This is a genomic window from Streptomyces sp. NPDC058864 (assembly GCF_042742985.1).
Classification (GTDB): Bacteria; Actinomycetota; Actinomycetes; order Streptomycetales; family Streptomycetaceae; genus Actinacidiphila.
The window spans coordinates 43,965-58,384 of sequence record NZ_JBHYMQ010000010.1 but is presented as its reverse complement, the minus strand read 5'-3'; the positions used below and the strand labels follow the sequence as shown (position 1 = coordinate 58,384).

The 14,420-nt window shown below is 73.9% G+C and carries 9 protein-coding genes; 2 read left to right on the top strand and 7 right to left on the bottom strand.

From position 1 onward, the window contains the following. Positions 1-4: 4 nt before the first annotated feature. Both ACFW3D_RS10705 and ACFW3D_RS10700 read right to left on the bottom strand, forming a co-directional pair. The gene (locus tag ACFW3D_RS10705; protein ID WP_500503607.1) at positions 5-2,107 is read right to left on the bottom strand and encodes an acyltransferase family protein; all 2,103 of its coding nucleotides are present in this window, start codon (positions 2,105-2,107) and stop codon (positions 5-7) included. Between the two features lie 500 nt (positions 2,108-2,607). Further along, positions 2,608-3,357 carry a metallophosphoesterase family protein gene (locus ACFW3D_RS10700; protein WP_500503605.1) on the bottom strand — a complete coding sequence of 250 codons (750 nt, stop codon included), beginning with the start codon at positions 3,355-3,357 and terminating at the stop codon, positions 2,608-2,610. A gap of 187 nt (positions 3,358-3,544) precedes the next feature. Here ACFW3D_RS10700 and ACFW3D_RS10695 point away from each other — a divergent pair, with 187 nt between their 5' ends. Further along, a complete protein-coding gene (locus tag ACFW3D_RS10695) occupies positions 3,545-4,480 on the top strand; it encodes a DUF4231 domain-containing protein (RefSeq protein ID WP_500503603.1) in 936 nt (311 codons plus the stop codon). Between the two features lie 77 nt (positions 4,481-4,557). Continuing rightward, the gene (locus ACFW3D_RS10690) at positions 4,558-5,448 is read left to right on the top strand and encodes an alpha/beta fold hydrolase (RefSeq protein WP_500503601.1); all 891 of its coding nucleotides are present in this window, start codon (positions 4,558-4,560) and stop codon (positions 5,446-5,448) included. A gap of 7 nt (positions 5,449-5,455) precedes the next feature. Here the strand turns inward: ACFW3D_RS10690 and fxsT are convergent, their stop codons facing one another. The 5 genes from fxsT to fxsA form a co-directional block, all read right to left on the bottom strand. Beyond that, positions 5,456-9,373, bottom strand: a complete 3,918-nt coding sequence (fxsT, locus tag ACFW3D_RS10685; RefSeq protein ID WP_500503599.1) for an FxSxx-COOH system tetratricopeptide repeat protein — start codon at positions 9,371-9,373, stop codon at positions 5,456-5,458. After that, complete coding sequence (locus ACFW3D_RS10680; protein ID WP_500503596.1) at positions 9,357-10,700, bottom strand: TIR-like protein FxsC; 1,344 nt, start codon at positions 10,698-10,700, stop codon at positions 9,357-9,359. Before ACFW3D_RS10680 ends, fxsT begins: the two co-directional genes overlap by 17 nt. 121 nt (positions 10,701-10,821) lie before the next feature. Continuing rightward, positions 10,822-11,607, bottom strand: a complete 786-nt coding sequence (locus ACFW3D_RS10675; RefSeq protein WP_500503594.1) for an AAC(3) family N-acetyltransferase — start codon at positions 11,605-11,607, stop codon at positions 10,822-10,824. A 1-nt stretch (position 11,608) separates the two neighbouring features. Next, entirely contained in the window at positions 11,609-13,966 is a 2,358-nt protein-coding gene (locus ACFW3D_RS10670; protein ID WP_500503592.1) for an FxsB family cyclophane-forming radical SAM/SPASM peptide maturase, read from the bottom strand. A 34-nt stretch (positions 13,967-14,000) separates the two neighbouring features. Beyond that, positions 14,001-14,198, bottom strand: coding sequence for an FxSxx-COOH cyclophane-containing RiPP peptide (fxsA, locus tag ACFW3D_RS10665; protein ID WP_500503590.1), 198 nt, complete (start codon positions 14,196-14,198; stop codon positions 14,001-14,003). Positions 14,199-14,420: the final 222 nt, after the last annotated feature.

Sequence of the window (14,420 nt, the reverse complement as noted above, 5' to 3'; positions counted from 1 at the left end):
TCGCTCACCCGCCCGCGGTGGGCGGCAGCAGCGGGGCGAGCCGGGTGTGCAGGACGGGGGCGAGGGCTTCGCTGTAGGCGTCGGCGAGGTGACTGTCGTCGCGGTAGACGAAGGTGTCGCCGACGACGACGGGGCAGGTGCCGTCGGGGACGCAGAGCCAGGGCTCGGGGTCGATGACGTGGACGCCGGTGGCACGGGCGGCCTCGCGGACGGCGGTCCTGCGGGCGGGGTCCCTGATCGCCTCGGTGGCGGGCCGGGTGCACCGGGACAGCCGCAGCGGGTGGGCGGCGGTGCAGTCGACCGCGTCCAGCTCCGGCCAGGGGGTGTCGAGGAGGGCGCCGACGGAGGCGCCGGTGGCGGTGAGGCGGCCGAAGGTGTCGCGGAACCCGTCGGTCCACTGCCGCCGCGGGTCGGCCGCGAGGCGGGCCGGGGTGCCCGCCTCGGAGGAGGAGACCAGGACGAGCGCGGGACGCAGCCGCGCGATCCGGGCGAAGGCCTTCTCGCGCCAGCGGTCGCAGGCGGTGTAGGGCCGGTTGTGGTTGACGATGGTGACGGCTGCGGTCTTGCAGGAAGCCTTCGTCAGGGAGACCAGGCGCCAGTGGTGCTCGTGCGCGAGCCGGTCCAGTGCGGGGAACCACTGGGCGGCGTGGAAGTCGCCGAAGAGCACGACGACGGTGCCGGAGGAGAGGTCGCCGTAGGCGCACGGCGGTGTGCTGGTGCTCGCGTAGTCGACGTGGCACCCGTCCCGGTAGACCGCGGAGCGGACCTGCTTGATCCGGGCGAGCGGCGGCGCGAGGTTGGCGGGCAGGCGCGTGTCGGCGCCCGCCAGGAGCGTGGCGAGACGTTGCTCCGGGGCGGGCGCGGTGGCCAGGGCGCGGCGCAGCGAGGGGGCCGCGGCGCCGGAGTCGACCGCGGGCGGGAACGCGGTCACGGTCAGGGCCGTCACGGCGGTCACCGCGGACAGGCCGATGCCCAGGCGCAGGGCGCGGTGGGGATGGCCGCGCAGTGCCCGGTGGAAGCGCACCGGGTTCTCGACCAGGTGCAGCGTGAGCCAGGCGGGCAGCAGCGCGGCCACGCCGAGCGCGAGGGCCGACGGCACGGAAGGGGCCAGGCCCAGCGCCGCGGGGCCGATGACCAGCATCGGCCAGTGCCACAGGTACCAGCCGTACGAGAGCCCGCCCAGCCAGGTCGCCGGCCGGGAGGCGAGCAGCCGCCGGGCCGCGCCCTCGTCCGGCGCGCAGCCGCCCGCCACGACGAGCGAGGCGCCGAGCACCGGCAGGAGCGCCCGGGCACCCGGGTAGGCCGTACCCGCGTCGAAGCGCACTGCGGCCAGGACGACGCAGCCCAGTCCGGCCCAGGTCAGTGCCCCGGCGAGGCGGGACGGCAGATGCCGGCGCAGACGGCCGGCGGCGAAGGCGAGCACCGCCCCGGTGCCCAGCTCCCAGAAGCGGGTGTGCGGCCCGAAGTACGCCCAGGACGGCGACTCCGGCGTCAGACGGACGCTCAGCCCCAGGGACAGCAGGCACAGGACGGCGAGCGGCACCGCCTGCCGCACGCGCCCGCGCCGCCCTCGTGCCGCCCGCCGGCCGAGCAGCAGGGCAGGCCACAGCAGGTAGAACTGCTCCTCGACGGCGAGCGACCAGAAGTGCTGGAAGGGCGAGGGCGGGGCCCCCTGGGAGAGGTAGTCGGTGCCCGTGGCCGCGAGCCTCAGGTTCACCGCGTACAGGGCGCTGGCCAGTGCGTCGCCCGCGTACTCGCCGGAGCGGATCTTGGACAGGAAGAACCAGGCGCCGGCGAGTGTGACGGCGACGACCAGCGTGGCGGCGGGCAGCAGCCGCAGCACGCGCCGGGCGTAGAAGGCGCGCAGGGTGCCGCCGCGCAGCAAGGAGGCGGTGATGAGGAACCCCGAGATGACGAAGAAGACGTCGACGCCGACGTAGCCGCCGGCGAGATACGGCGCCCCGGCGTGCCCCAGCACGACGAGCGTGACCACCAGGGCCCGCAGCCCCTGGATGTCCGGTCGCCACGCCCCCGTGCCGGCCCGCCCGGCTCGCGCGGGTTCGGTCGTTCGGGGGATCTGCCGCGATGCGGTACGGAGCTCGGTCACGCCATGTACTGTCCGCACGGACCCACGCATTCGCGTGAGCCGCGCCACACCGTTGCGCTTGCCCCGGTGTCGATCACGGCCGCCGCCCGATGACAGCCGACGGCGTACTCCCCCGCGGAAGCCCGCGCCATGGCGACCGACTCACCGCCCGGAACCCCCGTCGCGCGGGCCGCACGCCCCGATCACGGCCACCACGCGACGACGGCCGAACGGCCCGCTTCCCCGCCGAAGCCCACCCCGCGACAACGCGAACGGCCAACGGCCCCGGCCGGCTCGGCACCGCCCGGAAGCCGCCGCGCGAGCGACGGTCTGGCGTCGGCCGCCGTGACACGTGCTCTGCGACACGGCGCCCCTCGCACGGCCAATGCCGGGCACGGTGAGAGACCACCCCCTCCGCGTAGGCCCCACACCCCGCTCACGGCCACCACGCGACGACGGCCGAACGGCCAACGGCCCCCGGCCGACCGGGCACCGCCCGGAAGCCCCGTCACGCGGTGGCGTCAGCGCCCGTCGCGCGGGCCCCACGCGTCGATCACGGCCTCCGCCGGGTGGCAGCCGAGGACGTACTCCCGTACCCACTGCTCCGCGCCGTCGAAGCCCGACTCGGCGACGATGCGGGCGGCCGCCGCCTCGCGGTCGTAGAGAGTGCGCCGCAGCTGGACGCCGTCCGTGCCGAGCAGGGCCCAGTGGGCGCCGGCGCGGCCGTACGGCATGCCGACGCTGCCGGGGTTGAGGACGAGGCGGCCGTGGGCGATCCGGGCGTAGGGCATGTGGGTGTGCCCGCAGACGACGGTCTCCACCTCCGGGGCGACGCCGGACATCACCTCGGCCCAGCGCTCGGCGCGGGAGTCGACGAGCACGATCTCCTCGTCGTCGCGCGGGGTGGCGTGGCAGAACAGCGTCCGGCCGGCGCCGTCGACGTCCACTTCCGCGGTGTCCGGGAGTCCGGCCAGCATCGTGACCTGGTCCTCGCGGAGCCGCCGCGCCGCCCAGTCGGACTCCGGGTACCCGGTGGTCGTGCCCGTGCGGCGGTGCTCGACCAGTTCCCGGTCGGCGTTGCCGCGGATCCACAGGGCGCGCCCGCCGAGGCCGCGCAGCGCGTCGAGGGTGGGCACCGGCATCGGCCCCGCCGCGTGGTCCCCGGTGAGGACCACCCGCTCGGCGGCGCGGACGTCGGGCTCGGCGAGCACGGCCTCCAGGGCCGGCAGGTTGCCGTGGACGTCGGACAGGACCGCGACTCGTCTCAGCACATCCGCCACCCTGCCCGCCCTCCCGGACGCCGCGCCGCCCCGTTCGCCGAGGGCGTGACGGGCACACCGACCGGGCGTGCCGGGCCCACCGGCCAGGGGCGCCGCCCGCGCGGACAAGGCGCCTTCCGGAAGCGGGAGTTCGGCCGGACGCCTACTGGGCGGCCGCCCCCGGCACGCCCATACTGGGGTGACTGCGGGATTCAGCGAGTACGGGGGGCCGCTGCCGATGGTGAGCGAACGGGATCTGCTCCCGGACCTGTTCCGGTCCGCCGACCGGGCCTCACTGCGGGGCCAGCGACAGACCGTACGGCTGTCGCGCCAGCAGCTCGGCCTGCTCACCGTGGCCTCCGTCTTCAGCTCGTTTGACGCCACCGCGGGCCGCCTGCACTGGGCCTCATGGCTCGCGGCCGCCCTGTTCGCGTTCGCCGCGTGGACCACCTGGGTGATCCACCGCCAGAACCCGCAGGCGCTCTGGTACGAGGGCCGGGCGCTGGCGGAGTCCATGAAGACGCTCGCCTGGAAGTACTCGGTGCGGGCCGACCCCTTCACCCCGCCCGGCGACGAACGCGACCCGGACGCCCTGTACCGGCTGCAGCTCGGCGACGTCCTGCACACCTTCCGGCGCAGCAGGGCGCTGCCCTCGTACGTGGACTCGGGCATCACCGCGGCGATGCGGCGGCTGCGGGACGCGCCGCTGCGTGTGCGGCACGACGTGTACCTGCGGGAACGCATCCGGGTGCAGCACGAGTGGTACACGCTCAAGGCGGCCCGCTGCGAGTTGAACGGGCGCCGGGCGGGACGCCTGGCGATGGCGTTCCCGCTGCTCGGCGTCCTCTTCCTGGTCCTGCGGGCGGGCGGCTGGTCCCCCTTCGACACCCTGGGCTTCGTGTCCGCCATCACGGCCTCGGTCGCGGCCTGGGCGCAGCTGCGCCAGTACAGCCCGCTGGCCGCGGCGTACCGGCTGGCGGCGGACGAACTGGAGCTGATCCGGGTGCAGTTGGCGTCGCTGGACCTGGACGACCAGCACGCCGAGCACCTGTGGTCCCAGCTGACCCGGGACGCCGAGGACGCGGTGTCCCGGGAGCACACCACCTGGCAGGCGAGGCGCGAGATGCGCGTGTGAGGACGGGGCGGCTCCGGGGACGGGCCGGGGCCGCGGACTGGGACGGGCCGCAGGACACACGAGAGGGGGCCGCTCGGGTGCGTGTCGTACGGGCGAGGGACGGGCGGGAACTGGCGGTGGAGACCCGGGGAGATCCGCGGGGCAGGCCCGTGTTCCTGCTGCACGGCACACCCGGCAGCCGGCTCGGCCCGGTGCCGCGCAGCGCGGTGCTGTACCGGCTGGGGGTGCGGCTGATCTCCTTCGACCGTCCCGGGTACGGCGGTTCCGAGCGGCTGCCCGGCCGGCGGGTCGCGGACGCCGCCGCCGATGTCGTGGCGATCGCCGACGCCATGGGCCTGGACGCGTTCGCGGTGGTCGGCCGTTCGGGCGGCGGGCCGCACTCGCTGGCGTGCGCCGCGCTGCTGCCGGACCGTGTGACGCGGGTGGCGGTGCTGGTGGGCCTCGCGCCGCGGGACGCGCAGGGGCTGGCCTGGCACGCGGGGATGGCCAGGTCCAACGTCCGCGACCACACCACCGCCGACGCGGCGCACCGCCGGCTCGCCGCCCGGCTGGAGCTGCGCTCCCGCGCCATCCGCGACGACCCGGCCACCCTGCTCGCCGTGCTCCGGGAGGAGATGCCGGTGCCGGACCAGCGGGTGATCGCGGACGCGGGCCTGCGCACGATGCTGCTGCGCACCTACGCGGAGGCGCTGCGCACCTCGGCCGACGGCTGGATCGACGACACGCTGGCGTTCAACCGGAGCTGGGGGTTCGGCCTGGACCGCATCGCGGTGCCGGTGCTGCTGTGGCACGGCGAGGACGACGTGTTCTCACCGGTGGCGCACTCCCGCTGGCTGGCGGAGCACATCCCCGGCGCGACCATGGTGGTGCAGCCGGGGGCCGCGCACTTCGCGGCCCTGTCGGTACTGCCCCGGGTGCTGGCCTGGGCGGCCGCCGGGGGCGGCCGGGGGCGGTCGGTGCCCGCCTGACCGCCGCTCACACCGGCTGCGGCTCCAGGTCCCGGTTGACCCGGTACCACTCGCGGGCGGCCCGGCTGAGCGGGTGCTCCTCGCCGAGCAGCCGTACGCACTCCGGGAGCACCTTGCCGCGGATCTCCTGCGCCCGCGCGTGCCGGCCCGACTGCCGCAGGGCGTAGGCCAGGTTGATCTCGCAGGCCAGGGCGTCCGGGTGCTCGGGGCCGTAGCGCTCGGTGAGGCCGCGCAGGGCGGTCTCCAGCAGTGTCACGGCCCGGTCGTTGTCGCCCAGTTCACCCGTCGCGTTGCCCAGGTTGATCGTGCAGTTGAGGGTGTACGGGTGGCGGGGGCCCACCGCGCGTTCCAGCCGGGCCAGGGTGTCGTTGCCGACCGCCACGGCCTCCTCGGCGTTGCCGCTGCCGCGCAGGTAGATGGCGAGGTTGTTGCGGCAGGCCAGGGTGAACGGGTGGTCGTCGCCGAGCATCCGGCGGTAGGAGACGAGGGCGTCCGCGGCCAGGTCGCGGGCCTTCTCCTTGTTGCCGGCCGCCGAGTAGTCGGCGGCGAGGTTGAGCGCGCAGGCGAGCGTGTCGGGCACGTCGGGTCCGTACCGCTCCAGGTAACGGTCGTAGGTCACCTGGGTGAGCCGCATCGCCTCGGCGGCGCGGCCCGCCTTGCGCAGCGAGACCGCGAGGCTCTTGGCGTTGCGGAGCGTCTCGGGCACGTCGGGGTTGAGGACGTCCTGGAAGACGTCCATCACCTCCTCGAGCATCGCGACGGAACCGGTGTAGTCGCCGATCTCCCGCAGGTCGCGGGCGAGGTTGGCCTTGGTGGACAGGGTGTACGGGTGGCGGTCGCCGAGCATCGGGCTGCGCCGGTCCACGGTCTCCTGGTCCAGGCGGCGGGCGAGTTCGGAGTCCCCGGTGAGCCGGTAGTCGATGGCGAGGTTGTTGGCCGCGACGAGGGAGCGCGGGTGCTGCTCGCCGAAGATGTCCTTGAAGCCGGCGTAGATCTCCTCGTCGCGTTCCCTGGCCTCCTGGAAGAGGCCGAGCGCCCGCAGGTCGGCGGCGAGGCTGCCGCCGGTGATCAGGGTGTGCGGATGGCCGGAGGGCAGCAGCGCGGTCTGCCGGGCCAGGGTGTCCTCGTCGTACTGCCGGGCCTCCGGGTACTTGCCCTGCGAGCGGAGCACGTTGGCGAGCTCGAACTGCAGGTTGAGGGTCTGCAGGTCGTCCTCGCCGAGGGACTGCTTCCACACGCCGAGCAGTTGCTCGGCCAGCAGCCGGGCCTGCTCCAGCTCACCGCTCTTCCACAGGTAGCGGACGCGGTTGACGAGCAGCTGGCGCGGCTTCTCCTCCCGGCAGTCCTCGGCCTGCGAGGGGGCCAGGTGCGGCCAGATCAGCTCGAACCCCGGCCAGTTCGCCGGGTCGTTGATGGCGTCCTCCGGCGGCCGGGCCTCGGCGAGGATGCGGTGTACCTCGTGCATCGTGTCCTGCCGGTCGTCCTCCGACATCTCCGCGCGCACGGCCGCCTGCACCAGCCGGTGCACCTGGATGCTGCTGTCGGCCGGGTCGACCTTGGCCAGGGCGAAGCGGTTGAGCGCCTGGATGACCTTGCCGAGCATGTAGCGGTCGCGCAGTTCGGGGTCGTGGGGCAGCAGCGCCTGGATCATGGAGTCGCTCTCGATCAGCGTCATCGAGATCGGCTCAGCGGCGAAGAACGCGCACAGCTCCAGCAGCCGGACGGCGGCTTTGGACTGGTTGCGCAGCCGGCTGATGGAGATGCTCCAGGTCGCCCCGACCTCCCGCGGGTAGCCGGCGGCGGTGGTGACCGACAGCGCCTTGGTCGTCTGCTCCTTGAGCTGGTGCACGTAGACGTCGACGGGGGTGGCGGTCTCGGCGAGCCACGCGGCGGCCACCTCGACGGCCAGCGGCAGGTCGCCGACCGCCTCGGCCACCTGAGCGGCGTCCTCCCGGCTCATGCCGCCCACCCGGCGGCGCAGGTGCTCCACGCTCTCCGAACGGTTGAAGACCTCGATCTCCAGGGGCTCGGTCGGTCCCGTCGGCGGCTTGTTCCGGGCGGTGACCACGATGTGGCCGCGCCCGCCGGGGAAGAAGCGGCGCACCCGCTCGGGGTCCTCGACGTTGTCGAAGACCAGCAGCCAGCGCGGGAAGCGGGTGCCGGTGGCCAGTTCCTCGCGGGCCGCCTCGGCGGCCTCGGAGACGCTGTCGCCGACCCGCAGTTCCAGACGGCGGGCGAGTTCGGCGAGGGAGGGCGCGATCCGGTCCTCCTGCTCCGCCTCGATCCACCACACCAGGTCGTAGTCGGCCTTGAAGCGGTGCGCGTACTCCAGCGCCACCTGCGTCTTGCCGACGCCGCCGAGGCCGTGGAGGGTCTGCGGGAAGGGCTGGACGGAGGGGTTGCCGCCGCCCAGACGGTCGCGCAGCCGGTCCAGGACGGTGGAGCGGCCGGTGAAGAAGGTGTTGCGGGGCCGCAGGTTGGACACCTTGGGGTCGCCCACGGGGTAGCGCGGGCCGTTGGCCATGGCGGTCGGGTTGAGGTCCGCCTCGTCCCGGCCGAGGGCGCGCAGCAGTGTGGTGGCGGCCGCGGCGTGGTCGAGCCGCACCAGGCTGACCGGGCTGCGCTGGGCGAGCGGCGGGCCGGGGCGTACGTCGCCGACCCTGATCGGCAGCAGTTGGTGCTGCGGGCCCGAGGGGTCGGTGCCCGCGCTCGACTCCCACACCCGCACGGCCCGCCGGGACCGCAGGTAGGCGGCGGAGAGCACGACGAGGGTGCGGGAGGAGGCCCCGGCCACGGCGGGCTGTTCCGCGGGGGCGGTGTGGGTCTCCACGTCCCAGGGGACGACCCGGAAGCCGGCCCGGGTCAGGGTCCACTCGATCCAGTCCGCCCACATCCGGTCCTCGGGCACGTACGCCAGCACCAGTCCGGACGGCGGGACGGGCCTGCGCCGGGTGAACTCCGATGCCCAGCGCAGCCTTTCGGACTCCGGGATCGGGGGCAGCGAGGTCACCGCACCGCCGGAGACCACGGACGTGAGGCGTTCGCAGGCCGACAGCATCGAGCTGGACAGACCCGGGGCGTCCCCGAAGGTCGCCAGGATCTCCTCGTAGGCGTAGAAGGGGCGGTACGGGATCTCCACCGACCCCCAGTAGGAGACGAGTTCCTCGTCGTCCAGCCCGGCGGGCAGGCCGTCGAACCGGGCGCGGGCCAGTGCCCGTCCGGCGTCCGCCTTCTCCTTCTCGCCGTCGTCGATGCGCATCGGCACGGGGAAGATGCGGATGCCGCGGCCGTTGTAGCGCTCCTCGATGTCGCGGGCGACGGCGGCGGCGCCGAAGATGCTCTGGTCGCTGAGGGTGAAGCAGACCACCAGCTCGTCGGGCATGTGGACGGTGCAGATGTCGGCGATGTCGCTGAGGCCGGTGCGGCTGTCGATGAGGACGTAGTCGTAGTGGCGCCGCATGTCCGCGCGCATGGCGTCGAGGAACTGGCCGCCGCCGAAGCGGTCGTAGAAGACGTCCCAGTCGATGCCGGTGAGCGCCGTGGAGTAGTTGCGGTCCTGCCGGCCCGCGGACAGGTAGTCCAGGCTGCCGCCGTCGGGGAAGGCCCAGTTGAGGGATATGGCGTGCGGGCGGACCCGGGCGAACTGGCGGTGCCAGTCCGGCGGCCGCGGCACGTCGCGCAGCGCCTCCTCGCGGTACTCGGTGATCAGGTCGATCATGCCGGTGGTGGCCGCGAGCGCGGAGGGGTCGAGGAAGGGGTGGAAGAAGCGGAAGAGGCCCGGCGCCTCCAGGTCCCAGTCCACCGTCAGCACCCGGTGGCCGTTGGCGGCGAGGATCCAGGCGGTGTTCGCCAGGGCCATGGTCCGTCCGGTGCCGCCCTTGTACGAGTAGAACGTGATCACACGTCCGTTACGGCTCTCGGTCATCCTGGCCCTCCGGCTTGTCGGGTTCAGTGGTGCCGCGGTCGTCGTGCAGGCCGTGCGGGGAGGGGCGGTCGGATCCGTACGCCCCGGCGGACGGACCCCGCAGCCTCGGGCGCGAGGTGTGCGGGCCCTGGGGCGGGAAGGCGGGGGCGTGGGCGGCGTAGTGCTTGGCCGCGCGTCCCACCGCCCGGGGCACGTCGTCGCTGAACGCCTCGAGGCTGGGGATGTTGTTGCGGATGTAGGGCCCACCGGAGCCGTCGGCACGGCTCGGGTCGAGCGCGTCGTCGGCGAGGCGGCGCAGCGTCTCCTCGTGGCCGTTGGACTCCGGGTCGGCGCGGTTCCACGGCACCAGGACGCTCACCCAGGGCCGGCGCTCGCTGCCGAAGCGGCTGAGCATCTCCCGCCGGTCGGCCGACTCCAGGGCCCAGCGGTCGAGCAGCAGCAGCCCGGGGGCGGTGGGGGTGGGGTCCAGCAGGCGGTCCAGTTCCTCCTCGAACACCCCGACGCTGACCCGGTAGTCGAGGTTGCGCGCCAGGTCGGCGGCGTGGTCGGCCAGCGGCCGGCTGCTCTGCGGGCGGTACGGGTTCCAGTCGCGCGGCGAGGGCCCGTAGCAGGTGGGGCTGCGGCCCGCGGGCAGGTCCTCGGTGTCGCAGCAGGCGAGCACCGTCACCCGCAGGGGCCTGCTGGCACCCGGCGGACCGAAGGCGCTGGGGACGTGGTGGTAGTCGAAGTGGCGCCCTTTGGCGATCTTCGTGTCCTCGACGACCTGCACGATGCGCTGCGCCAGGCGGTAGACGGCCCGCTCGTACTCGTGCTTGAGGTAGCTGAGCTTGATCAGTCCGTAGAAGCCCTCGGCGGCGTAGTCCTCGCCGAAGTCCGCGTGGTTGAACTGCAGTCCCTCGGCCGGGCCCGGCATGTCGGTGGCGGCGACCGGCACCCACAGCGCGGGCACGATGCCGGATATCGGGCGGTCGTGCAGGGACCGGTGGTGGACGGCGCGCTGCGAGAAGGCGAACCACTCCTTGCCGCACTGCTGGCTGCGGAAGTAGCGGGGCGAATAGAGCGGGACGAAGACCCGGCAGTGCGCGAGCGCCTCGGCGAGCGATTCCGGCCAGCCCTCGCCGACGTTCATCCCCCGGTCCATGAAGCCCGCCTTCACCCCGGCGGGCAGCGTCGTCATCTGCAGGATGTGCGCGCACAGGTCGTTGTAGAGCTTGGCGACCCACAGGTCGGGGTCGGGGTCCGAGGGGTCGTTCCTGGGGGTGTGCGCATAACTGAGGAAGAAATAGGGCTTGTCCGAGGCGTCTCCCTGCCCCACGGGTAATGCCATGCGCCATCTCCCCCGCCCGACCTACACGACCCCGCTCCGCCCCTCGTGAGGGAACCTCAGTGTAGGAACCGCCGATTCTCCGGCGGAATAGCGCATGACCATCAATTTTGCCCGGGTTCCGTCAACGGCCGTTGTCCACGAGCCACTTGGCGATGGCATCCACGGCGTCGGCGATCGGCACCAGATGGCAGGACGCGTCGCCGAGGGGACCGTCCAGCACCGCGCACTCGCTCGCCACCACCGGGACCAGCCCCGGGAAGTGCCGGTCGTCGATGTCGGGCGCCTCGAAGTGCACCCACTCCTTGCCGCCGTCCTCCGTGCGCACCATGGCCTGGTAGGGGCGGTCCGGCGGCGGGACCGCCCGGTAGTCGGCGAGGTGGTACGCGGTGCAGACCCACAGGTCCACGCCGATCTGCAGGGCACGGGCCCGCAGGTCGTAGAGGCGGGCCGTGGGCGAGTCCTCGCCCAGGTGGCTCTCCAGCGCGTGGCCGTCGGTGACGAAGCGCGCGGCCGGGCCGAAGGCGGTGAAGGAGGTGTGCGGGTGCGCGCTGCGCAGCGCGCCCGGGAGCAGCCGGACCTCCTCGCCGAGCCGCCCCACGGTGGGCGAGACGGGGGTGGTCAGCGGGTCGAAGGCGGGCATCTCCGCGCGGTACACGGCCAGTTCCGCCTCGTCCATGCCCTCCGTGCGCTGCCGGTCCACCCGGGAGGTGACCGAGTTCTCCGGGGTCGCCGCGTACGCGACCAGGGTGCCGTGGTCGCCGAGCGCCGCCCGCAGGGCCGCGACCACGGTGCGTACGCCGCCCTCGACCGGGCCGATCGACTTCAGCGAGCCCTGGACGAGCAGCACATCGCCCGGCTCGACGCCCAGCGCGCGCAGGTCCCGGGTCAGGCTTTGCAGGGTGTGCACCTCAGACCCCGTTCAGTTCGGAGAGCCAGGGGGCGACGGTGCGGGCCATCCCGTCCGCGAACCGCTCGCCGAGCGGGGTGAGCGATCCGCTGCCGGCCAGCCGGTCGACGGCCTCCGCCGTCTCGCGGGTCCAGCGGGCGAAGGGCTCGGCCGCCTCCGGGACGCCCCGGCGGGCCAGTGCGCGCCAGTACTCGGCGACGGCGACGTGCGCGTACGTGCCCTGCAGCAGCCCCTCCAGCGGGCGCGGGTCGGGGCGCCACGGGGCGTGGAAGAGCCGGGTGTCCTGCGGGTCGTACAGATCCATCAGGTCCAGTACGGCACCGAGCTTCACGTGCTGGAACTCGTGGGCGACCAGCAGCGCCAGGGTCTCCGGGGCGGCGGGCCGCGCGATGCCGACCGCGCCGAACGCCTGCCGGGCGGCACCGCTGACGTCGCTGCCGTCGCCCGGCGGGACCAGCGGGGTGACGGTGCCGAGCCCGGCGGCCAGTCCCGGTGCGTAGCGGGGCAGTTCACGGCGGAGGAAGTCCCAGGCGGCGACCAGGTCCTCGTGCCAGGCCTTGACCTCGGCCTCGTCCTGCCGGGGCACCGGGGGCCACTGGTGGGCGTCGCGGCAGGGGTCGGTGTCCTCCAGCGCCACGCTCCACCCGGCCGGGCCGACCCGCCGTACGGGGTGCCACCGCGCGTCCCCCGGGTCGTGCGGCGCGATCCGCACGGTGCTGCCCGCGGCGCTCACGCCGAATCCGTCGGCGGTGGCGGTGACCTCGGCGTCCTCGCCGTCGGGGGCGCCCACCAGGACGCGGCCGAGCCCCGGAAGGCGTACCGCGCCGTCGCGCACCGGCACCCGCACGGTCGCCCCGTACCGGCCCGCGGCCCGCACCATGGCGGCGGCGGCGAACTCGGCGAGCCCCGCGACGTCCGCCCCGCCGGCGCCGCCCGTCTCCAGGCAGCGCCGGGCCCACGGCCGGACGTACGGGTGGGCGAGCACCTCGTCCAGGGCCTGCGGCGCGGCCTGGTCGACCTCGGCGAGCACCCGCCAGACGGCGGCGGTCCTGCCGTCCCGGGGAGCGCGCTCCCAGACGGCGGTGAGCAGACCTCGGGTGATCTCCAGCTGCTCGGCGGCGAGCGCGGCGACCGTCGCGGCGTCGCCGTAGCCGGCGGCCAGCTGGTCGAGCTGCTCCTCGGTCAGCGGGGACTGGGGCTGCTGCCCCGACGCGGTGCTCACCGGATTCTCCCGTTCCGTCTCCTCGGCCTCGCGGATGCCGAGGATCAACTCCATCAGGTCGGCGCAGTACGCGGACGGATTCGCGAATCCGGTCCCGGTGCGGTAGCGGTGCGCGTACAGTCCCCCGCCGCACACGTCGACGACCGGGCAGCGGCGGCACTCGCCGGACAGCCCCTCCTTGCCCTGCCGCCGTGCCGCGATGCCGGGGTGGGCGGCGACGTCGTCCAGGGAATGGGCGAACACGTCCATCCCGGTGGCCGGGGCGCCGTCGTAGGCGGTCTTGAGCGAGTCGGCCTGCTCGAAGGTGCCGTCGGTCTCGATGACGACGAGGTCGACCGGGTCGGTGCCGATCGACTCGACGAGGCTGCTCCCGCCGCGCAGCATCCGGCGCACGGAGTCGAAGACCCGCACGGGCACCGGTCGTCCCTCGGCCACCCAACGGCGGTGGACGGTCAGCAGCCACTGAGCGTAGGGCGCCCGGGCGCCGCCGGGGCGCGCGGGCGGGGCGTCGTGCGTGGCGTGGGGCAGCAGGAAGTCGATGCGGGGCGGTTCGAGCGCCATCAGGGCCTCGTACACCGCCAGCGGGTCGTTCTCGACGTCGATGGTGCAGAGCAGCCCGCCGAACAGATGGCGGTAGCGCGGCCGGCGGAGCAGCCCGATCGAGGCCACCACCTTGTCGTAGCTGCCGCGCCCGTCCGCGAACCGCCGGTGGCGGTCGTTCTCGGCCCGGCCGCCGTCCAGGGAGACGCCGACCGAGATGCCGAACTCGTCGAAGACGTCGCAGAACCGCTCGTCCAGGAGGACGGCGTTGGTCTGGATGCCGAGCTCCAGTGCGCACACGCCGTCGAGCGCCCCGCGTAACGCCGCCGCGGCCCGGCGGATCCGCGCCGGGCCGGCCAGCAGGGGTTCTCCTCCGTGGAAGACCACCTGGACGGCGGGGAGCCGGTGCGCCGCGGCATGTTCGGCGATCCGTGCCGCGACACGTTCGAACACCTCGTCCGGCGTGGCGCGGACCCGCGTCTTCCAGCTGGTGTCGGCGTGCTCGTACACGTAACAGTGATCGCACGCCAAATCACACCGACTGTGCAATTTCAGAACGAATTGCGACAGCGGCCTGTTCGGCGCTGATGCCTTCATGACTGCGGCGCCCGGAACCCCCGAGTTGCCCGGCCTACTTGCTGCTGAACGACTGGAAGGCCGCGACCGGGACGTTCCCGGCGGAGGCCGCGGCGGGCATCACGCGGTCGAGGGCCGGAGAGGCCACGGAGCTGCCGCGGGAGGCGAGCTCCGCCAGCGGGATCCTCCGCCGCGTCTGCGGGCGCCGGGTCGGAGCGTCATGGCCGGCGTTCACGGTGGGGGTGGCAGTCATAGCGGGTCCTTGTTCAGTAAGGTGCGTCAGGGGCGCACACCATATGTCCGGAATGCTGTAAAAAAATCCTCTCATCCCGGACCTTGAAAGTCGCGGCGCAGCAGTGACAACGAGCCACTGCTGCTGCAAGTGGTGCCAAATACGCCAAATGCAGCAGACGCCTGCGCTCCCCCATCCCCAACGCCGGGCCGTGTGATTATCTCCCTTACAGGGAACGGGAAT

What these genes read in the sequence shown, in the direction of transcription:
- fxsT (WP_500503599.1), bottom strand. Translation starts at nt 9,373, where the DNA reads ATGACCGAGAGCCGTAACGGACGTGTGATCACGTTCTACTCGTACAAG.
- ACFW3D_RS10680 (WP_500503596.1), bottom strand. Translation starts at nt 10,700, where the DNA reads ATGGCATTACCCGTGGGGCAGGGAGACGCCTCGGACAAGCCCTATTTC.
- ACFW3D_RS10670 (WP_500503592.1), bottom strand. Translation starts at nt 13,966, where the DNA reads ATGAAGGCATCAGCGCCGAACAGGCCGCTGTCGCAATTCGTTCTGAAA.
- fxsA (WP_500503590.1), bottom strand. Translation starts at nt 14,198, where the DNA reads ATGACTGCCACCCCCACCGTGAACGCCGGCCATGACGCTCCGACCCGG.